Source organism: Pseudomonas sp. NPDC089428 (assembly GCF_044749325.1).
In the GTDB taxonomy this organism is placed as follows: Bacteria; Pseudomonadota; Gammaproteobacteria; order Pseudomonadales; family Pseudomonadaceae; genus Aquipseudomonas.
In genome coordinates, this window is the sequence record NZ_JBIVHT010000011.1 from 1 (window position 1) to 21,487 (window position 21,487).

Annotated in this window: 14 protein-coding genes; 1 reads left to right on the forward strand and 13 read right to left on the reverse strand. The window is 65.6% G+C overall.

Translation table 11 applies throughout. The features are described from left to right. Positions 1-224: 224 nt before the first annotated feature. From ACIPZ5_RS19410 to ACIPZ5_RS19420, 3 genes are all read right to left on the reverse strand, one after another. Positions 225-776: a YbhB/YbcL family Raf kinase inhibitor-like protein gene (locus ACIPZ5_RS19410; RefSeq protein ID WP_400810152.1), complete on the reverse strand. Its 552-nt coding sequence runs from the start codon at positions 774-776 to the stop codon at positions 225-227. 48 nt (positions 777-824) lie between these two features. Then, the gene (locus ACIPZ5_RS19415; RefSeq protein ID WP_400810153.1) at positions 825-1,130 is read right to left on the reverse strand and encodes a hypothetical protein; all 306 of its coding nucleotides are present in this window, start codon (positions 1,128-1,130) and stop codon (positions 825-827) included. Between the two features lie 112 nt (positions 1,131-1,242). Then, on the reverse strand, positions 1,243-2,541 hold the full coding sequence (locus ACIPZ5_RS19420) for an MFS transporter (protein WP_400810155.1): 1,299 nt from the start codon (positions 2,539-2,541) through the stop codon (positions 1,243-1,245). A gap of 531 nt (positions 2,542-3,072) precedes the next feature. Here ACIPZ5_RS19420 and ACIPZ5_RS19425 point away from each other — a divergent pair. Beyond that, a complete protein-coding gene (locus ACIPZ5_RS19425; RefSeq protein WP_400810156.1) occupies positions 3,073-3,948 on the forward strand; it encodes an AEC family transporter in 876 nt (291 codons plus the stop codon). 55 nt (positions 3,949-4,003) lie between these two features. On the opposite strand, the gene ACIPZ5_RS19430 is transcribed toward ACIPZ5_RS19425, so the two are convergent. From ACIPZ5_RS19430 to ACIPZ5_RS19475, 10 genes are all read right to left on the reverse strand, one after another. After that, positions 4,004-4,636 carry a hypothetical protein gene (locus tag ACIPZ5_RS19430; protein WP_400810157.1) on the reverse strand — a complete coding sequence of 211 codons (633 nt, stop codon included), beginning with the start codon at positions 4,634-4,636 and terminating at the stop codon, positions 4,004-4,006. A 113-nt stretch (positions 4,637-4,749) separates the two neighbouring features. Then, positions 4,750-5,892 carry an HlyD family secretion protein gene (locus ACIPZ5_RS19435; protein WP_400810158.1) on the reverse strand — a complete coding sequence of 381 codons (1,143 nt, stop codon included), beginning with the start codon at positions 5,890-5,892 and terminating at the stop codon, positions 4,750-4,752. Continuing rightward, entirely contained in the window at positions 5,889-7,538 is a 1,650-nt protein-coding gene (locus ACIPZ5_RS19440; RefSeq protein ID WP_261944118.1) for an MFS transporter, read from the reverse strand. Before ACIPZ5_RS19440 ends, ACIPZ5_RS19435 begins: the two co-directional genes overlap by 4 nt. A 131-nt stretch (positions 7,539-7,669) precedes the next feature. Next, the gene (locus ACIPZ5_RS19445; protein ID WP_261944119.1) at positions 7,670-9,424 is read right to left on the reverse strand and encodes an L-lactate permease; all 1,755 of its coding nucleotides are present in this window, start codon (positions 9,422-9,424) and stop codon (positions 7,670-7,672) included. A gap of 311 nt (positions 9,425-9,735) precedes the next feature. Beyond that, positions 9,736-12,243 carry an excinuclease ABC subunit UvrA gene (gene uvrA / locus ACIPZ5_RS19450; RefSeq protein WP_400810160.1) on the reverse strand — a complete coding sequence of 836 codons (2,508 nt, stop codon included), beginning with the start codon at positions 12,241-12,243 and terminating at the stop codon, positions 9,736-9,738. A gap of 172 nt (positions 12,244-12,415) precedes the next feature. Next, positions 12,416-13,513: a type VI secretion system protein TssA gene (tssA, locus tag ACIPZ5_RS19455; protein ID WP_400810161.1), complete on the reverse strand. Its 1,098-nt coding sequence runs from the start codon at positions 13,511-13,513 to the stop codon at positions 12,416-12,418. 95 nt (positions 13,514-13,608) lie between these two features. Then, a complete protein-coding gene (locus ACIPZ5_RS19460; protein ID WP_313714317.1) occupies positions 13,609-14,127 on the reverse strand; it encodes a type VI secretion system tube protein Hcp in 519 nt (172 codons plus the stop codon). A gap of 144 nt (positions 14,128-14,271) precedes the next feature. Continuing rightward, entirely contained in the window at positions 14,272-16,764 is a 2,493-nt protein-coding gene (gene tssM / locus ACIPZ5_RS19465) for a type VI secretion system membrane subunit TssM (RefSeq protein ID WP_400810164.1), read from the reverse strand. Then, complete coding sequence (tagF, locus tag ACIPZ5_RS19470; protein ID WP_400810166.1) at positions 16,761-17,669, reverse strand: type VI secretion system-associated protein TagF; 909 nt, start codon at positions 17,667-17,669, stop codon at positions 16,761-16,763. The genes tssM and tagF overlap by 4 nt, the downstream gene beginning before the upstream one ends. Continuing rightward, positions 17,666-21,469 carry a type VI secretion protein IcmF/TssM N-terminal domain-containing protein gene (locus ACIPZ5_RS19475; protein WP_400810167.1) on the reverse strand — a complete coding sequence of 1,268 codons (3,804 nt, stop codon included), beginning with the start codon at positions 21,467-21,469 and terminating at the stop codon, positions 17,666-17,668. The genes tagF and ACIPZ5_RS19475 overlap by 4 nt, the downstream gene beginning before the upstream one ends. Positions 21,470-21,487: the final 18 nt, after the last annotated feature.

Here is a 21,487-nt window from a genome sequence, read left to right on the forward strand (position 1 = left end):
CGATGGGCCGCGAAGCGGCCCCAACATTCTTGCGTTTGACATGGGTCGATAGCGATCGCTTATATACCGGGGCCGCTTCGCGGCCCATCGCCGGCAAGCGCGGCTCCCACATCGCGCCAGCTTTTGCAATCAAGCGAGACAGTTCTCAATGTCTGTAATCTGGCGCGATCCCTGTGGGAGCGGGCTTGCCCCGCGAAGAGGCCGGTCAATACTGCATCAGAGTTTCAGTGTCCGTAGCGGCCGACCAGGCTCTGCGCCCCGAGTGCATGCTCTTTCAGCAATTCCATCAGGCCGCCGCGATCCAGTTCCTCCGGCAGCGTACCCAGCGGCAGGTCGGTGGCAATAAGCGTTAGCGCATAATGGTGCGGTTTATCCCCGGCCGGTGGGCAAGGCCCGCGATAGGTCATGGTCCCGTGCGAATTGCGCCCGACGATCAGTGCCTTGCTGGTCTGCCAGCCCGCACCTTCCTCCAGCGCGCCGAGCGCCGGGTCGATGTTGTAGGCGAGCCAGTGCACCACGCCCAGGCCCTTGGCGCCGTCTGGGTCGAACATCACCAAGGCCAGCGACTGCGTGCCGTCGGGCAGGTTCTTCCAGCTCAACTGCGGCGTGCGCGCCTCACCGGCACCGCAGGCCGGGTCGGGCCCGACCTGCTGCAAGGCGATGACGCCACCATCGGTGAACGACGACGAGCTGATCGACAGCGCGGCGGAATCACCGCCAGCCCCCACTGCAGTGCAGGGCAGCAAGGCGGTGAGCAGCCAGGGTTTGAGGTTCATGGCGATGCCTCGGCAGGGCGTTTCGCCGCAGTGTAGACCAGCGGCCGGTCAGCGGCTGTCCTGGTCTTCTGCGGTGCCGCCGCTGGCGCCAGCGCCTGAACCCGTGGCCTCGCCGGTGCTGTTGGAGCCGCCAGCAGCGCCGTCGGCGGCGTCAGAATTGCTGCCGGTGTCGCTGCTGTCGTTGTCCTTGGCGCTGCCCGGGCTGTTGACGCTGCTGCCTTCACCCGCGGTCTTGCCGCCGTGCTGGTCGGTTATGGGTTTGCTGTCGGTATTGGTCGCATCGCTGGCCGCGTAACTGCTGGTAGCGGCGATACCCAAGGCGAGGGCGAGCAACAGCGAGTGAATGCGGATCATGGCACGTCTCCTGGATGGCTGATCTGTCATTCGTTTGGCTGGCGCAGGGTGGTGGGGTGCCGCATGGCCGACGGGCGGTAAATAAAAAGGGCCGCTATCGCAGCCCCTTCTTTCACTTGGCTTCTGGCTGCGCTGTCGGCGCAGCGCCGTCCACCGGTTCCAGCGGCGGGTGCTCCTGCGCCGCATGCATCAGGTCCTCGGTCACCCGCAGTTCCGCGCCGGTCGGCGAGAAGGTGGTCGACGCCGTGAACGGTGCCGGATGCTCCGCTGCCGGGCGCTTGCCGCGACGCCAGAGGAAGAACCACACCATGCCCAGGTTGACCACGGCAAAGGCCCAGAACAGCCCCACTTCACCAAATTCGCTCATGGCCGGCGAAATGGCCAGCGGCGCCATGGCCGAGCCCAACGAGTTGATCAACAGCAGGCCCTGGATCATCGGCACCAGGGCGTCGGATGGCGCCCGGTCGGCAGCATGGCTGACCGCTACCGGGTACAGCGCGAACACGCCGCCACCGAGCAGGAACAGCGTGGCCGGCAGCAGGGCCGAATCCGATGGCAGGAACACCGTGACCAGCGACAGTACCATGCACAGCGCAGCCAGGGCGATCAGCACATCCTGGCGGTCCTTGCGGTCGGACCAGCGCCCCACCGGGTACTGCAGCAGCATGGCGCCGAGGATCACCCAGGCCATCATGTTGCCGACTTCACCGACATCCAGGCCGATGCGCTGCAGGTACAGCGGCAGCAGGGCGTAGATGCCAGCAATCACCACACCGGAACCGAAGCAGCCGACCAGCCCCGACGGGGCCACGCCCAGCAGTTGGCGTGGCTTGAGCGGCTCGACCTGGTCGAGCAACGGCGACACCCGCGGCAGGATCACGATTGGTAATACCGACAGCGCGGCGAGCATGCCGGCAAGCATGAACGGGGCGCTGTCGCCCAGGTGGGTGATTTCGCCAAGGCCGGCCTGGGCGATCACGCCTGCGCCATAGAAGGCAATCATGTACAGCGCCAGCAGGCGCCCACGGATCTTCGCGTCACCGGCCAGCAGCAGCCAGCTTTCGATCACCAGGAACACGCCGACTGCGGCCCAGCCATTGATCAGGCGCAGCACCGACCACCAGGTGGCGTCGTAGAACAGCCCCTGCAGCAGAATGGTCGCGGCGATCAGCGAGGCGAAGCTGGTGTAGGCACGGATATGGCCGATGCGCAGGATCAGCCGGTCGTTGAAGATGGCGCCGAGGGTCAGGCCGATGAAGTAGGTCGACGAGACGATACCAATGGTCGTTGCCGATTCGCCGGCAGCGTCCAGGCGCAGGGTGGTAAGGGAAGACATGAAGCCGTTGCCCAGGGCAATGATGAACAGCCCGAGCAGGGGCGCCAGCGCCATGGCCAGCAAACGCGGAGACATAGGTACCTCAAGTTGGAGTGGCGATTCAAGGAGCGCCTCTTCGAACGCGCACGCCAAACGGACCCCTCGAGGGCCGATATAAGTGCACGGGTGTGCCTGGGCTGGATGCGACCTGGGCAAGACTCAACCGCTGGACCCTGGAAGAGCTGGGTCGGGCGGGGTGGGTTGAGCCTATTTCACATGGGCGCCATGTGTTCAGGCCTGGACTCTGTCGTTGCTGCCGGTTGCCACCGTTTCAAGGCGACGGGCGAAAAGGAAGCGCGATTCTACGGGTTGTGATCGATTTGCCCAAGAGGTCAAGGCCTGCGACGAGACGACGCAGGGCGGCATGCGACAGCCTTGTGCCCGGACCCGACATCGCCGGGGCTGCGTTGCAGCCCTTTCGCGGGTAAACCCGCACCCACAGGCAAGCTACTGGTCTCAGGCATTGTGTAGTATCCGTGGGAGCGGGTTTACCCGCGAAGAGGCCAGTGCAGGCACCTACTGAAACAGCCGATAATGCCGCCACCCTCAGCAAGGAAGACCCGCCCTATGCTCGCTTCGCTGTTCGCCGTCCTCGCCCCGGTCTTCATCGTCGCCGGCATCGGCTACGCCTGGGCCCGCAAGGGCCTCGATTACCCCACTGAATTCATCGCCCGCATGGTCATGACCGTCGGCACACCGTCGCTGGTGCTGTCGACCCTGAGCCGCACCGAACTGGATGCCACGGCGTTCACCAGCATGGCCCTGGCTTGCCTGCTGTGCGCCGTGGGCATGGCCGTGGCCGGGCTGCTGGTGTGCCGCATCTCGGGTCAGCACTGGCGGGTATTGTTGCCGGCATTCATGTTCCCCAACACCGGCAACATGGGCCTGCCGATCAGCCTGTATGCCTTCGGCGAGCATGGCCTGGCCCTGGCCGTGGCGTTCTTCCTGACCCTGTCGATCGTGCAGTTCACCCTGGGCATGGCCATCTCCGGCACGGTTGCCTCGTTCAAGGCATTGCTGCGCAACCCCATCGTCATCAGCCTGGCCGGTGCCATGCCGATCATCTTCCTCGACTTCGAATTGCCGCGCTGGCTGGCCAATACCGCCGACCTGCTGGGTGGCATGACGATCCCGCTGATGCTGCTGACCCTGGGCGTGTCGCTGGCCAGCATTCGCCCGCAGCATATCGGCGGCGGCCTGCTGCTCGGCGGCGCGCGCATCGTGCTGGGGGCGGCGGTCGGTTGGGCGGTGGGCGCTGCGCTGGGCATGCAAACGATGGAGCGGGCGGTGCTGATGGTGCAGTCGGCGATGCCGGTGGCGGTGTTCAATTACCTGATGGCGGTCAGGGCCAACCGGCAGCCGGAGCAGGTGGCCAACCTGGTGATGTGTTCGACCGTGCTGTCGTTCGTCTGGCTGCCGGTGGTACTGGCCTGGTGGATGTGAACCTGCACCGGCCGTTTCGCGGTTTCGCCCGCGAAAGGGCCGCTACAGGGCAATATTATTTCTCGAACAGTCGCTCGTGCACCCAACCCTGGTTGGTCAGCACCATCACCCGCTTCTCCCTGGCCGGCGTGTCATTGGTCGCCACGGCTTTGCCCAGGTCACGGATATTGGCCCTGACTTCGTCATTGGCCGCCCAATCCGGCAAGCCGGTGACTTTGTAGGCGTAGGTCACATCGGCAACGGTGCGCCCCATCATCTGCCCCGGTTCGCTGAACTGCTCGATCGCTGTCACCTCGGCCTTGCCGAAGCACAGCCCGCCGCGGGTCTGGCCGTTGAGCAGCTTCTGGGCATCGGCCTTGTAGTACTTGCGACCCTCATCGGTGAGGTCGTAGGCGTAGTAGATGTCGGTGCGCGCCGGTTGCCACAGGCGCTCCGGCACCTCGACGCGGGAGATTTCCTTCTCGCTGACGATGCCGACCCTGGCCAGCGCATGCAGCGCCTTGTTGCTGCCGGTGACGTCGAAGTCCTTGGTCTTGGCAGGGAAGTCGGCGACCACGAAACAGTGCGGGTACTGCGTGTCGAGGTAGGCCTGGGCCGCCTTGTGGAAATTGGCCTCGCTGGCGTCCTTGGTGTCCGAGCAGCCTGCCAGGGTGGCCAGCAACGCCAGCGGTACGATCTTCCTGTACATGATGAAACGTCCTTGGATTGCGAAGTTAAGCCGGTGGGCGGCATTAAAACCCACGGGTTAGAGCGGCGCAATCGTGGCAGTACGGCATCTGGACAGGGTTCACAAAGCGCCAGTCAATGGTGCCCCTGCGGCTCCCGGGTATCGATGCTCACCACCACCGACATCCCCGGGCGCAAGCGCGCCGCTGCGGGCTGATCGGGGTCCACGGTGATGCGCACCGGAATGCGCTGGGCGATCTTGACGAAGTTGCCGGTGGCATTGTCGGCCTGCAGCAAGGCGAACTCCGAGCCGGTGGCCGGCGAAATCTGCTGCACATGGCCATACAGTTTGAGGTGGTTCAAGGCATCGACGGTGAAGGTCGCCGGCTGGCCGATGCGCACGTCGGCCATCTGGGTTTCCTTCATGTTGGCGATCACCCACAGGGTATCGGGCACCAGCGCCATCAGCTGTGCACCGGAATTGACGTACGCGCCCAGCCGCGTGCCGATCTGCCCCAACTGGCCGTCACGCGGGGCGGTGACGCGGGTGTTGTCGAGGTCGATGCGGGCCAGTTCGACGGCGGCCTTGGCGTTCTCTACCGAGGCCTCCAGCGAGGCGCGGTTGACGATGACCGTCTCACGGTCCTGGCGGGCGATTTCCAGCGCGGCCTTGGCCTGGGCCAGGCTGGCGACGGCAGCGGCCTCGCTGGCGCGGGCCAGGTCGAGCGAGCTGCGCGACACCGAACCATCGCTGACCAGCGCCTGGTTGCGGCTGAGGTCGGCCTTGGCTTTGGTCGCCTGGGCCGAGGCATCGCCGATGGCTGCCTGGCGTTGGGCAATGGTGGCCTCGGCGCTGTTGCGCTGCTGCAGGTTGTTGGCCAGCGCCGCCTGCTGCTGTTGCAGCTGGGCGATGGCCTGGGCCAGGCGCTGCTTGTATATGCGGTCGTCCAGCTGCACCAGCAGGTCGCCGGCCTTGACGAACTGGAAGTCATGCACCGGCACGTCGACGACATAGCCACTGAGCTGCGGGCCGATGATCGTCACCTGGCCGCGCACCAGGGCGTTTTCGGTGCTTTCGATGGTGCTGCTGAACGGCGGCAGGTTCCAGGCGTAGAGCACCAGCAGGATGCCGGCCAGGGCCACGCAGGCAAAGCTGATCGAAGACAGGATGCGCACCCGCCGCGTGCGCACCGGGCTGGTCGGTTCGCTGGGTGGCGTGCTGCCTTCCGGGGTTTCGGCAATGGCGGTGGTGGTTGTGCTGCGGGTTTCTTCGGTCATCGGCTGGCAGTACCGCTGGTGGAGTCGGATGAAGCAGCCTGGCGGGCGACATACCACAGCCAGGAGCCGCGAATGGTAATCCAGATCATGGTCAGCACGGCGATGCTGCCGATCAGCACGAACACGTCGTTGTAGGCCATCACGTTGGCCTCGCGGGTGGCGGCGCTGGCCAGCACGCGCAGGCCCGCCTCGCTGCGCAATGCCGGGTCGGCGAGAAGCCCGGCGTAACCGGCGCCGCCACTTTGCACACGGGCATTGACCAGCGGTTCGAGGTAGCTGAGGCGGTCCATCAGGTGGCTGGAATGGAATTTCTCGCGCCAGGTCTGGAAGGTGCCCAGCAGCGCCGCGCCGATCAGCCCGCCGAGGTTGTTGCAGATGCCGAATAGCACCGAGAAGCTCACCAGGTTGCGCGGGTTGGCGCGCACGTGGCTGATGCCCAGGGCCATCGACGGGCCGAGGAAGAAGGTGCTGCCGAAGGCCAGCAGGAACTGGCTGAGGTACATCTGCGCGGGGCGCGTGAGGTTGCTCGAACTGCTGTCCATGAACGCCCCGGTGGCCATCGCCAGCAGCGAGATGAACAGCGGGATCACCAGGTGCTTGGGGTCGATGGTCAGCGCACTGCTGGCCAGGCCCGCCACGGCGCCGAGCAGCATGATCCAGTACAGCGAGCGCATCTGCTCGCTGCCCATGTTCAACACTTGCAGAAAGCCCACCGCGCCGGTGGATTGTTCCGAGGTGACCATGCGGATCAGTATCACGCACAGGCCCAGGCGGATGATCGCGCCACTGCCCAGCCAGCGTGTCATCAGCAGCGGGTTCTGGCGGTTGTGCTCGATGGCCAGGCCGGTGAGTATCAAGGCAATGGAACAGGCCAGGGCGATGCCGATCCAGGGGGCTTCCAGCCACCAGTCGATGCGCCCAAGCGACAGTGCGGCGCAGAGCAGGGCGACGCCGCTGGCCATCAGGGTAAAGGTGAGAAAGTCCAGCGGCTCGAAGGTCTTGAAGCGGTCACCAGGGGGCAGCTTGAGCAGCAGCACGCAGCCCAGTGCGGCCAGCGCCAGGCCCAGTTCGAACAGGTACAGGCCGCGCCATTCGGCGATCTGCAGCAGGTCTTCGGAGAATATCCGCGCCAGCGGCAGGGCCAGTTGCGAAGCGCCAAGGCCCAGCACCATGGCCTTGAGCCGCCAACGTTCGGGGAATGCCTGGATCATGTAGTACAGGCCCAGCGAGCTGAGCGCCGCGCCGACCATGCCGTGGGCAGCGCGCACGGCGATGGCCGAGTTGAGGTCGTTGACCAGCAGGTGGGCGAAGGTGACCAGGGCATACAGCACCAGGAACACTTCGGTGAAGGCGCGCAGGCCGAACTGCTGGCGGAACTTGACCAGCAGCAGGTTGATCGACACGTTGGTCATCACATAGGCCGCCGGCAGCCAGGCCATCTCGGCGCTGGTCGCGCCCAGCGCGCCCTGCAGGAACACCAGGTTGGCGGTGACCAGTGCGTTACCCAGGCCACCGGTTATCGCCACCAGCAGGCCGACCACGCCATACGCCAGGCGCTTGGCCGGCGTATGCAGGGGCGTGGAAGGGGAGCCGGGGAGGCTGGGCTTCTCGTGCGGGAGCCACTGGCGCGGGGTGTATTTGTCCATGGGGCTGACTGTACTTCAGGGTTTGCGGCTGTGGGAACAGGTGTTCGCCTTGAGATTTATTGTGCCTGTGAGATCGAGCGCCGCCCGTGCGGCGCTCGATCTCCCAGGCGCTGACAAACTCAAGACCTACCCTAATGGCCCACCACCATCGCAGTGAAGGGCGCTACATAGGCCTGCAAGGTCACCAGCCCACCCACCAGCACCGCCAACACGATCGAATGGAAGAACACATAACGCAGGATCTCACCCTCGTGCCCATACCAGCGGGTCGCGGTAGAGGCCACGACGATCGACTGCGCATCGACCATCTTGCCCATCACCCCGCCCGAACTGTTGGCCGCCGCCATCAGCACCGGGCTCAGCCCCAGCTGCTCCGCCGTCACCCGCTGCAACCCGCCAAACAGCACGTTGGAAGCCGTGTCCGAGCCGGTCAGCGCCACGCCCAGCCAGCCGAGCAAGGTGCCGAACATCGGGTAGAAGATACCCGTGGCGGCGAACGCCAGGCCCATGGTCGCGTCCAGCCCCGAGTAACGCGTGAGAAAGCCCAGCGCCAGCATCGCGACGATGGTGATCAGCGAGTAGCGCACCACCCACAGCGTACGCAGGTACTGCCGGCCCAGCTCCAGTGGCGAATAGCCCATCAGCAACCCGCCGAGGATTGCCGCAAGGAAGATGCCGCTGCCGGTGGCGGTGAACCAGGTGAACTTGTACTGGGCGTCCTCTTTCTTCGGCGCCGGGACAACGGGCGGTACTTTCTCGATCTGCTGGTGGATCGCGTCGAAGGTGAACACCGGGGCGAACACCGGGTTGCCTTCACGCAGCGGCTTGCCCTGCGGGTCGAGCATGGCCGCGCCGCTGGCCGGGTCCAGCGCCGGGCGTGTGTCGAACAGGTTCTTGAAGCCCGCCGTGCCCCAGGCGAACACGAACACGGTGAGGATGATCCACGGCAACCAGGCCTTGAACACGCTGCGCTGGTCACGCTGGGCGAAGGAGGCTGCGGCGCCCGCCTTGCCGTCGTCCTCGACCTTGGAGTCGTCCACCCGCCCGGTGAGCGCCGCCGAGGTGTGCACCGTGGCCGGCTTCCACACCCGCAGGAAGGCTGTCAGGCAGGCCATTGAGATCAGTGCGGCGATCACGTCCACCAGCATCGGCCCGTGGAAGTTCGACACCAAAAACTGCGGCACCGCGAAGGTGACCCCGGCCACCAGGATCGCAGGCCACACCTCGAGCATCTTGCGCCAGCCGGCAAAGGCCCAGATCAGCCAGAAGGGCACGATCACCGAGAAGAACGGCAATTGCCGGCCGACCATGGCCGACAGCTCCATTTCATCCAGCCCGGTGACCTTGGCCAGGGTGATGATTGGCGTGCCCAGGGCGCCGAACGCCACCGGTGCGGTGTTGGCGATCAGCGCCAGCCCGGACGCCGCCAGCGGCGAGAAGCCCAGGCCGATCAGGATTGCACCGGTCACCGCCACCGGTGTACCGAAGCCCGCTGCGCCCTCGAAGAAGGCGCCGAAACAGAAGGCGATCAGCAGCAGTTGCAGGCGGCGGTCGTCGGTGATGCGGGCCAGCGAGTCCTGCAGCACCTTGAACGAGCCGTTCTCGGTGGTCAGCCGGTGCAGGAAGATGATGTTCAGCACGATCCAGCCAATTGGCAGCAGGCCGTTGGCCGCGCCGTACAGCGCGGCGGAGCCTGCCATGTTGGCCGGCATGCCGAAGGCGAAGATCGAGATCAGCAGCGCCGAACCCAGGGCCAGCAGGGCGGCGATGTGCGCTTTTATATGGAAGAAAGCCAGTGCTGCCAGCATCACCACCACCGGCACCGCGGCCATGAGCGTGGAGAGCAGGGGGCTTGCGAACGGGTCGTAAATTTGCTGCCAGACCATTTGCCACCTCGTTTGTTGTTCTGTGAGGTATCGCGTTTTTGGGCAGACGGCATGCAGGGATGCCAGGGGGAGTATAGGAAGGATTCATTAACCTGTGCCGGCCTCTTCGCGGGACAAGCCCGCTCCCACAGGGATTACGCAGGCCTTCAGACCTGTGCCGTACTTGTGGGAGCGGGCTTGCCCCGCGAAGAGGCCGGTACTGGCGCTACAAGGCCCGGGCGAGAAACGCGGCAGTGCGGCGTACGCAGCCCTTCAGACCTGTGCCGTACTTGTGGGAGCGGGCTTGCCCCGCGAAGAGGCCGGTACTGGCGCTACAAAGCCCGGGCGAGAAACGCGGCAGTGCGGCTGTCAGCACACCCAGCAACTACCTGCGGCGTGCCACTGACCACTACCCGGCCGCCAGCGTCTCCAGCCCCCGGCCCGATGTCGATCACCCAATCACTCTGCGCCACCACGCGCATGTCATGCTCGACCACCACCACACTGTGCCCAGCCTCGACCAACCGGTTCAGTTGCACCAGCAAGCGGTCGATGTCCTGTGGATGCAGCCCGTTGGTAGGCTCGTCCAGCACATACAAGGTTGCGCCACGGGCCACGCGCTGCAGCTCGGTGGCCAGCTTGATCCGCTGCGCCTCGCCACCGGACAGCTCGGTAGCCGGCTGGCCCAGGCGCAGGTAGCCCAGGCCGATGTCCTGCAATACCTGCAGGCAACGCCGCGCCGCCGGCTGCTCGGCGAACACCGCAAGCGCCTGTTCGACCGTCAGCTGCAGCACCTGGGCGATGTTCATGCCCTGCCAGGTCACCGCCAGCGTCTGCGGGTTGTAGCGGGCACCATGGCAGGTCGGGCAGGGCGCATAGACGCTGGGCATGAACAGCAGCTCGACGCTGACGAAGCCTTCGCCCTCGCAGTTGTCGCAACGGCCCTTGGCCACGTTGAACGAGAACCGCCCGGCATCGAAACCGCTGGCCTTGGCCTGCTCGGTGGCGGCGAACAGCTTGCGCACATGGTCGAACAAGCCGGTGTAGGTCGCGAGGTTGGAACGCGGCGTACGGCCGATCGGCTTCTGGTCCACCTGCACCAGCCGCTTGATGCTGTCGAGCCCCGCGCTGACACGCCCGCTGCTGAGCTGTTCGGGTTCGTCCTCAAGGCTCTGCTCTTCAGGTTCGGCCTGTTGCTCGGCATGGCCGAGATGGGCACCGACCAGCTCCAGCAAGGCCTGGCTGACCAGGCTCGACTTGCCCGAACCGGAAATTCCGGTGACCGAGGTGAAGCAACCCAGCGGAAAGCGCGCGCTGAGGTTGTCGAGGTTGTTGCGGGTGATGCCTTCGAGTGCCAGCCAGTCGTGCGGCTGGCGTGGCGTGTGTGCGTGACGCTGCTGCTCGGCGAACAGGTAGGCGGCGGTACGCGAGGCTTCGACCTGCGCCAGTCCAGCCGGCGGGCCGCTGTAGAGGATCTGCCCGCCGTGCTCGCCGGCTGCAGGGCCGACGTCCACCAGCCAGTCGGCGCGGCGCATGGTGTCCAGGTCGTGCTCTACCACATACACCGAGTTGCCGGCCTGCTTGAGCCGCTGCAAGGCATCGAACAACGCTTCGCTGTCGGCCGGGTGCAAGCCCGCCGAGGGTTCGTCGAGCACGTAGATCACCCCGAACAGCTGCGAATTGAGCTGGGTGGCCAGGCGCAGCCGTTGCAGTTCGCCAAACGACAGCGTCGGCGTGCTGCGTTCCAGCGCCAGGTAGCCCAGGCCCAGGTCGATCAGGGTGTCGATGCGCTCCAGCAGTTCATTGGCGATGCGTTGCGCGGCCAGGCGCTTTTCCAGGGTCAGGTTGTCATCGTGCTGCTCCAGGTAGCCTGGCGCCGCGACCTGGCGGAACACCTCGGCCAGCGCCTGCAATGGCAGCCGCGACAGCTCGCCGATGTCGCGCCCGGCAAAGGTCACGTCCAGCGCTGCACGCTTGAGCCGCTTGCCCTGGCACGACGGGCACGGGCTGGGGCGCATGTACTGCGACACGCGCTTGCGCATCTGCGCGCTCTGCGAGTGCATGAAGGTATGCAGCACGTAGCGCCGGGCACCGCTGAAAGTGCCCTGGTAACTCGGTTCCAGTTTGCGCTTGAGCGCGGCGCGGGTCTGCGCCGGGGTCAGGCCGGCATACACCGGCACGGTGGGCGTCTCTTCGGTGTAGAGGATCCAGTCGCGCTGTTCCTGGGGCAGGTCACGCCACGGGATGTCGACGTCATAGCCCAAGGTCACGAGGATGTCGCGCAGGTTCTGCCCCTGCCAGGCCATCGGCCAGGCCGCCACGGCGCGTTCACGGATGGTCAGCGACGGGTCGGGGACCATGGTCGCCTCGGTCACCTCATAGACCCGCCCCAACCCATGGCACTCCGGGCAGGCACCTTGCGGGGTGTTGGGCGAGAAGTCCTCGGCGTACAGCATCGGTTGCCCGGCCGGGTAGCTGCCGGCGCGGGAGTAGAGCATGCGGATTGAACTGGACAAGGTGGTGACGCTGCCCACCGACGAGCGTGCGCTGGGCGTGCCGCGTTGCTGCTGCAGCGCCACGGCCGGGGGCAGGCCTTCGATGGCATCGACGTCCGGCACGCCGACCTGGTCGATCAGGCGCCGGGCATAGGGCGCGACCGACTCGAAATAGCGGCGCTGGGCCTCGGCGTAGACGGTGGAGAAGGCCAGGGAGGACTTGCCCGAGCCTGACACACCGGTGAACACCACCAGCGCGTCGCGGGGGATGTCGACGTCGATGTTCTTCAGGTTGTGCTCGCGGGCGCCACGGACGCGGATGAAGCCGGTTGGAGTATGCGGCATGAGGCGGTCCTTGGCAGCGTAGAGCGCTAAAGGTAGCAGTATTTGGGTTGGCTGTGCGGGCCTCTTCGCGGGACAAGCCCGCTCCCACAGGAATTTCGCCACCCCCTGGAAATGTGCAGAACCTGTGGGAGCGGGCTTGTCCCGCGAAGAGGCCGGTGAGTCCAGTACAGGATCACGACCTTGGCTCGCGAGTCCCCAGCACATCGCGAATGTTGTCGACCACATTGCTGTCTTTGATCACATCGCTCAGCCAGCCTTCCAGCGGCATGTTGCCCCACTTGATGGCGCGTTCGATCAGGTACGGCACTGGGCTCTGCGGTTCGCTCTGCTTGAAGAACTGGGCAATGCCCGCGAGCATGGTGAAGGCCTCGTCGCGGGTCAGTGGCGTGGTGCGCAGGGGCGCAGGCGCGGTGGCCTGGGCGGGCGTATTCATCGGTTCACCTGCTTCGCGGGAGGGGGTAACGGTGGCGACGGGTTCAGCGACCGGCACGACCGCCGGGTGCAGTTCGACGCCGCGGTCCTTGAGCAGTTTCTCGGCCAGCTGGCTGGCGCGCGACAGCATGTCGGCAAGGCTGGCGAAGCTCGGCGCTTCGTCGCCGAACAGGCGGTCGGTACTGGCTTGCAGGCGGTTGCAGGCCTGCAGGCTGGCGGCAATCTGCAAGGCCTTGGTGCGCAGGTGCTCGGTGTCGCTCAGGGCCACCGAACGCTGGAAGATCTCGGCGTTGATCTTGCCTTCGTTCAACGCGGTCTGCATCGCCTTGGGGTTCTGCAAGGCGAGGTTTTCTACATGGCGTGATTCGTCATAGCGCAGCACGCCGAAATTCTGCCCTTGGGTAATGGGCAAGCCACCGGCAATGTCGGTGAGCGTTGTCTTGAGCCAGGAAAGGCGCGCGGCGCGCTCGTCCAGGCCGTCTTCGAGCGACGGGTAGGCGCTTTCCCAGAACGTGTCGAGGATCCGTTCGGTCAGTTCGAGGCCGAAGCTGATACCTTCGAAATGCTCGCGCTGGGCCAGGCCTTCGCTCAGCCAGGCGACCAGCATCAAGTCCTTGCTCTGTTGTGCCAGCCCCTGTGCCGAAAGCTGGATTACCTGCTCCCAGTCGGCGGTTTTCAGGTCGGTCTGCCAGTCGCCTTGGGTCAGGTAGTCAGGGTCTGCCCGGCGCGCCTCCTTGATCTGGTCGAACAAGGCAGAGAAGCTCAAGTCTTCGCCACTGCCACCGTCGATCGGTGCGGCCAGCTCGGCCAGCGAAAGGTCGTTGAGGATTTCAGGCATATCACACTCTGATCAGTGAAGGGGAGCAGCGTGCCGGGCTAGCCGGCACGCTGCGGAACATGGGCCGCCTGCGCGGCCCATGGGCAAGCAAGTGCTTAGGCGAACACTTTGTTCGCGGTGCGGTCCCAGCCACCGACGATGTTGCCGCCAGCCTGGCCGTCGGTGCGGTTCTGCTGGGTGTAGGTGGTCTTGATGCGGGCGAAGTTGAAGCTGATTTCTTCAACCGGCAGGTCGCTCACGGCCTTGTCTTCACCGTTCTGGTTGCCACCGGCAACGAACTTGACCGAAGACACCACGACTTCTTCCATGTCGATGGTCAGGTAGGTGACCTTGTCACCACCGGCACGGTTGACGTTCAGCTTCAGCTTGGCGATGTGCTTGCCGGTGCAGCAGTGTTCGAACAGCTTGGCCGAAGCCTTGTCGACTGCCTTGCGGATCTTGAAGTCGCTCAGGGCAACACGCTCGGAGGATGCACCGCCCGAGGAGCTGGCGGTAGCCGAGGTAGCTTGGGTGGCGCCGTACTCGTAGCCCAGCACTTCGATCCAGTCCTTGTGCTTGTCGTCCAGTACTTCGCCTGGGATGCCGTCGATTTGGATATACGCGTCAAAAGCCATTGTGAAACTCTCCATTAACATCATTTGAAGGGTTGCTCATGCACCCTTTGGTTTTGACCTCGCCGAACACGTCGGCCGAGGTAGCTTGCCGCCCGTCGGGCCTCCTCCTGTGAGGCCCGGCTGGCCGGTTCTTGCAGCGCGGCCTCAGTTGAGCCCGCGCACTTCGATTTCCACCCGTCGATTGGGCTCCAGGCACTTGATCAGTTGCGCCCGCGGCTGCTGCATGTCGCAGTTGACCAGCGGCTTGCGGCTGCCTTCGCCCTGGGCGACCACCAGTTCGGCGGGCACGCCCTTGCCGACCAGATAGGTGCGGATGGTCTGCGCCCGCTGTTTCGACACCTGCAGGTTGCCCTGGCTGTCGCCGAGCTGGTCGGCGTGGCCAGAGATGACGATCTTGCCGATATTGGGCGTGTTCAACAGTTTGCTGGCGATCGCGCTCAACTGGGTCTGGCCCTCGTTCCTCAGGCTCTGGAAGTCGGCACGGCCGAACGCGAACAGCGTGTCGGACTCCAGCGTGATGGTCTCGATCGAGCGCAGCGACTGGGCGCGCAGGCTGTCGATGTAATTGCGCGAGCTGGACATCAGGAACGCGTTGTCGAGGATGCGTGGCACGTCCGGCTCACGGATCTGGTCGCTGTAGAAGGTGATCTGGCGGCTCGCGTACAGGTAGTCCTGGTTGCCACCCTCGCTGCCGGCCGCAGCCAGGCTCTTGCCGGTTTGGCGGGCGATGGCCGGGTACCAGTAGTCCGGCAGGCGTGCCTTGAGCAACGCCGGGTCGGCCTTTTCGCGCTGGGCCGGGGAAAGCATCACGTAGGTGTCCAGGGCAGCCTTGCCGAAGTCGGCGATAGACTGCGCGCGGTTGTCATGGGGCAGGGCCTCGGCCTGGACGCTGTCGACACCGCTCACCGGCTGCAGCTCGCGGGCGTTGCGCTGGTAGACCTTGAGCGTGGTCAGCAGGTACAGGGTGCGGGTCAGGTTGTCGGCCGTGGGCTTGAGCATCACGTTCTGCAGGGTGGCGAAGTAGCGATTGCGCAACATCGGCTCCACCTCGTGGCCCTGGTACAGGCCCAGGCGCATGCCCAGCGGCACGCCTTGCTCGTGGTGCTGCTGATAGTAGTGCGCAGTCCAGAAGCGCAGGCGGTCAAGGCTGTGCCAGGCGGTGTACTGGCCGCTGGCGGCCTTGTCTTCGGCCTTGGCCTGGGCCAGTTCACTGGCAATGCTGGCCAGGGTCGCGCGGTTGTTCAGGTACGACCAGCCCCACAGGCTGCACAGCACCAGGCCCGCCAGGCTGGCAGCGGCCACCCAGGCGCCCTTGCGCCGGCGTTCGCGGCGGTTGCTGGTGTACAGCGCCACCAGATGCTGGTCGGGGATGATCACCTTGCGGAACAGGCTGTTGATGAACAGCGGCGCCGGTTGGCTGCCGGCACCTGCGGCGTCGGCGTCCTGTTCGAGGGCGAAGCGTTCGGCCACATGCTGGCCGTGGCTACCCCATTGGGCCTCGTCAGCCTCCAGCGCAGCGGTGAAATAGAAGCCACGCAGCATCTCGGCATGCTGATAGGGGTTGGCCCGCAGCAGGCTGTCGACGAACTGCTGCAGGCGCGGTTTGAGCGCTGCCAGCTCCAGCGGGAAGCGGTAGGCGGCGTCGTTCTGCCGGGTTACCTGGATATCCTGCTGCACCAGTTGCTGGCTCGCCACCTGCTGCCAGTAGCCGGTCAGCTCGTCCATCGCCTTGCCGAAGCGCTGGCCCCAGTCGGCCTGCTCAAAGCCCTTGTGCGAGAAGGTCTTGCCCATCACCTCGCCGCGTGCGGCATCATCCAGCTGGCGGTAGAACGGAGTGAAGCCGGGGATCAGGTCGCACTTGGTGAATACCAGGTAGATCGGCAGGCGCACTTCCAGCAGCGCGCAGCTTTCCTGGATGCGTTCGCGCAGGCGCTTGGCCACGCGCGCCTGGTCTTCGGCCGAGCCGTGCAGGATGTCGGTGATGCTGACACTGACGATCAGGCCATTGAGCGGGCGGCGCTGGCGGTGCTGGCGCAGCAGTTGCAGGAAGCCGCGCCATTTGCCGGCTTCTTCGGGGCTGTTCATGTAGCGCCCGGCGGTGTCCAGCAATACCGCTTCGGAGCTGAAGAACCAGTCGCAGTTGCGCGTGCCGCCCAGGCCCGACACCCGTGCGCCCTCACGCTCGGCATAGGGGAAGTTCAGGCCCGATTGCAGGATCATGGTGCTTTTGCCTGCGGCCGGCTGGCCGATCACCAGGTACCAGGGCAGGGCGTAGAGTGCATCCTTGGCGGCGGTGCCGCGCTGTTTGTTGCTGTGCAGGCGCTCGATGCTCTGCAGCAGGCGCTCGCGCAGCAGGCTGATTTCCTCACGGTCGGCCGGTGCCGCGTTGAGCACGGCCTGGTCGGCATCGTCGCGCAACAGGCCTTCAAGGTTGTGGTGCTGGCCGGCACCGCGGTACAGCAGCAGTACATAGCCCGCCGACAGCAGCAGGAACACACCAATGCCCGCCAGCAGGCTATGCAGCGAAGCGAAGCCCAGGGCGCGGCCGATGGCCCATACCAGGAAGATCGCCAGGAAGAACGCCACCCCCAGCAGGTAGGGTTGGTAGCGCAGGCAGTAGTACTTGATCTTGTTCATACAGGCGTCGCATCCAGCGCATCGACGAACTGGTCGATGACGTGTTCAAGAGGTCGGTCGTAATCGGGTGCGCACGGCACCGCTGCCAGCGGGCTGAGCAGCTCCAGGTGCTGCTGGGCTTCGGCGCTGCCACTGAGCAGGCGATAGGCGCTGTTGCCGTGGCGCGACGGGAAGCAGTAAAGCCGCGGGTGCATGAAGTCGTCGGCCAACAGGCTCACCGCCGGCACGTTTGGCTGCCTGCTCATGCGCGTCAGCCAGGTCAGCCAGAGGTCGGCCGTGGGGTTTTTCAGGCCGCGTTCGGCCGGTAGCGGCAGTTCGATGCCGCCTTCGAAGTCGCTGTGCAGCAGGCTCCAGCTACCCCGCAGCCGCGCCAGCGCGGTGCCACTGTCGAAGCTCGGCCAGGAACCGTGCAGGGCGCGGGCGACGTCGGCGAAGCTGAAGTCGTGGAGGAATTTGGCGTGCACCCGGCGGAACAAGTCGAGGTCCTGCGCCTGCAGCGGGCGCAGGGCCTTGATCCGTTCGAACAGGCTGGCGCAGTCGGCGCCTTGCACGGCCTGGTGCAGCAACGGCTTGATCTGCGCGCTGAACAGCTCACCGAGGGTGAACGGGTTGACCAGCGCCGCACCTTCCTCACCCTTGAGCAGCTGGAAGATGAAGAACGGGTAGCGCCGCTGGCTGGCGTCACGCGAGCTGAGCAGCCCACCGAGCAGCCAGTTGCCGTTGCGCGCACGGTAGTTGAAGAAGCACATCGGCAGCGCGTCGAACAACGCCTGCCAGTCTTCGCGGTGGCGCATGGCCGCCAGCGAAGACTGCAACCAGGCGTCGAACTCGCAGACTTCTTCCGCCGCGCCATGCAGGCTGACGAAGTCTGCGCTCGACGGCAGCTTGCCGAAGCAACCGATCATTGCGCGCCCCTGTCGTTGAGGGCGCTGAGGGCCTTGACGTCACCCAGGTCGGTCAGCTTGACCCCACCGAAGTTACGCACCACCAGGCTCACACGGCCGTTGGCGGTGTTCCAGCTGAAGCGCTGCTGGATGCCGTCGAGGTCTTCGACCCGGGCGCTTTCGTTCATGCGCAGCAGGCCCCAGCGCCCCGGGAAGTCGAACACGGTAACCCGTGCGCCACTCAAAGTGACCACGTCCAGGCGGGCGCCCGGGGCATTGCTGGTGCCCGGCCAGGCAAAACGGTTCCAGCTGCTGCGGCCGTTGCGATAGTGCTGTTCCTGGCCGTCGAGGGTGAACACGATGTCGGTGAAGTTGGCCGATGGCTCGAGCATGATCTCGAAACCGTTGTCGCGGTCCGACAGGCTGGCGATCACCTGGCCCACCGAGCTTGCCTTGTCGATGCTGTTGAGCATGCGCGGGTTGACCAGCGCCGGTCCCTTGCCGTCGCCGGCGCCCAGGCCTTCACCGCCGGCCAGGTTGCCGATTTCGTTGCGCTTGAAGGCCGGCAGCAGGCCGCTGTCGGGGTCGACGAAGCGCTGCAGGTCTTTCACCGACGCTTCGTTGCGGCTACCGCCGGCAATCGGGTAGCGGTGCGCCATGACCTGTTCCCAAGGCTTGGCGATCTGCTGTGCCCAGGCCTTGGCGATCTGCTGGCCGGCCGGGTCGCGCAGGGTCGCCCAGGCGTACTGGATCGGCAGGCTGAACAGCCCCTGCAGCGAGCGCGACAGGCCGTCCTGGCTGGTGTCGACGCTGCTTTCCACATAGTTGCGTACGTTGGTGACTTCGCTCGGCTGGCCTTCCAGGGTTTCGCTGATCAGTTGCTTGCTGCTCTTGCCGACATCCTGCGAGCGCTGGATGTTGTTCATGCGCACCTTGAGCTTGCGCAGCGCGGCGAGGTAGCGGTCCATGATGGTGCTGTCGGCGCCTTCGGCGTTGTTCTCGGCGAACACCCGCGCCACCGGCTCGAAGCGCTTGGCCAGGCTGCCATCATCGACCGCCGGCAGGGCCGGGGCGACGTTGACGGGGAGGGCGTCTTTGCTGTCGAGCAGGCCGGAGACCTTGCTCCAGAAGCCGTCCTCGCGGGGGGTACCCGGGGTGGGGATGGCGTGCTTTGCCGGCAGGTCCCACTGGGTGTTGTCGTTGACCGCCGCCAGCAGGTTCTTCACCGGCGAGTTCTGCACGTCGCTGAGCAGGCCCAGTTGCTGGGTGGCCGAGGCCAGGTCGGCAAAATGACGCACGCCGACGCTGCTGACCATCTTGTACCAGGCCTGGGTGTAGTCGCGCTTGTAGCGGGTCATGAACTCGCGAACGAAATTGGCCTTCTGCACGATGGCATCACCACCTTCGCCGTCCAGTACCCAGTCCGACTCGTGGCGCAGGTTGCCCGACACCAGCTTGATCAGCTCGGGCTTGACGAAGGTGTCCCAGCCCTGACGGGTGTAGATCGCCGGCACGCCCGCGGAGCCATACAGCAGCGCGCGGCCTGGTTGTGGCACCAGGTCGTTGAGGCTCAGCGCCGGGAACTGGCGGCTCGATTCGAGCTGCAGGCGCAGGTATTCGCGATCGACCAGCGAGCTGGAAATCATGAACGCCTTGAGGTTTTCCCGGGTTTCGTTGATCAGTTGCTCGTTGCGTGGCAACGACGGTGCTTCGCCTTGTTCCAGCAACTGTACGTAAAGCGGGGCGTTCTCTTCGATTACGCCGGCATCGGCCGGGGTGCCTTCACCGGCCGCACTGGCCCAGGCCTGGGGCAGGTTGGCGGCGACGAAAGCCGCGTCCGGATGGGCCTTGGGCTCGGTCAGCAGCAGGTACAGCTTGAGGGTGTTGTAGGCATCGATGATCGACGCCACTTGCTGTTCGTCCAGGCGCCCGAGCATTTCCTCGGACAGCGACAGGCCACCGGTGGTGGCCGACAGCTCGGCGGCATCACTGGCGGTGGCCAGGTTGACCTTGGCTGCGTAGGCGCCAGCGCGGGTATTGCCCAGCGCGGCCTGGGCCCGGGCGGCAACGGCGGGTGCCAGTGGCTTGCTGTTGCGCTTCTTCGGTTGCGGCGCCGGGGTGAACTCCAGTTCCTGGTTGATGCCGCTGGCGAAGGTGTTGAAGGCACGCATCTGCACTTGCAGGCTGCGGGCGATCGGCTCCAGCGCCTGGCTACGCAGTTGCGCCAGGTAAGCCGTGCGGGTCACCTGGTGGATCGCCTCGCCATGGTACAGGCCGGCGCTCAATGGCAGCGGCACACCTTGCAGGCGATGGGCCTCGACGGCGGCCATCTGTTCGCGCAGCACTTCCAGGCCCTTGCCGGCGGCCAGCAGCTGCTCGCGGTCTTCGGCCTGCTCGATCTGCGCCAGTTGCCCGCGCAGGCTGTGCAGCCATTGGCGGTTGTTGGCGAACGACAGCGCCTGCCAGCCGATGAACAGCACGCCGGTGGCTGCCGCCAGGCCCAGCAGCAGCGGGCTGAATGCACGCTGGCGGCCCACGCGCGACTGGAACAGGGTCAGGTCACGGTCGGGGAAGATCACCCGGCGGAAGGTATCGGTAATGAAGTAGCTGCGGTTGCCCGCGGCCTTGCTGGCGTTTTCAGTGCCGTCATCATAGGCGGCCTTCAGGGCGAACTCGTCGGCGATGGCATCTTCGTAGACCTGCCCAAGGTGCTGGTCGGTCTGCAGGGCACTGGTGAAGTACAGGCCGCGCAGCAGCAGTGGGGCGCCGCCGCGGTGGCCGTGGGTGAAGTGTTCGAGGAACTGTTCGAGCACGCCGCTCAGTTCGGCGAAGTACTGTGGGAAGTTCAGCAGGGTGCTGTCGGCCTCGGCGCCAAGGGCGATGATCTGCGCGTCGACGTGCTGGCGAACATGGCCCTGGAGGTTCTTCAGGCGCGTCTGCAGCACGGCATGCAGGCCATTGTTGCGGATTTCCGAAAGGCCGAAGGTCATGCCCAGCGGCTGCTGGCGTTCGTGCAGGTCGAGGCCGTCGAAGGCCTGGTTGAAGCCCGGCAGCTGGTCGGTCTTGCTCAGCATGAGGTAGATCGGCGGGTTGGCGCCAAGGCACTCGGCGTACTCTTCCACCCGCGCCGCCAGTTGGGCGGCCCAGGCAGTGCGCTGTTCGCTATTGGCAGCCAGCAGTTCGGGCAGGCTGACTACCAGCACCAGGCCGTTGATCGCAGCCTTGCCACGCTGCTTGCGCAGCATGCGCAGGAACGCCGAGAACTCGCTGGCCGACTGGTCATCGCGCAGGTAGCGGCCGGCGGTGTCGATCATTACCGCTTCAGGGCTGAAGTACCAGTCGCAGTGCTGGGTGCCGCTCTCACTGTCGCTGGCCGTGGCGATGCTGGCCGACAGGCCCGAATGGGTCAGCAGCGAGGTCTTGCCGGCAGCCGACATGCCGATCACCAGGTACCAGGGCAGGTCAGACAGCGCCGCCTTGCCGCCACCGCCGGCGGAGCGGTCGGTGCGCAGCATGGCGATGGCGTGCTTGAGGCGCTCGCGCAGCACCTGCTGGTCACGGAACTCGCCGGTGGCATTCCACGAGCGGTCGACCTCCATCTGCAGGAGGTTCTCCAGGTTGTGCTCGGCGCGGATGCGCTGGTACTGGCGCAATACGATCACCAGCAGGAAGCAGGCACTGATGATCGCCAGCGCTTCGGGCACGTGATGGCGCAGCCACGGCACCAGCGGCGCGACCAGCCAGCAGATCAACAGGCTCGCCAGCCACAGCAGTGGCAGGAGAATCCAGAAACTTTTCAACAGACGCAGTAATGTTTTCATGTCTTCCTGACTCGGCTA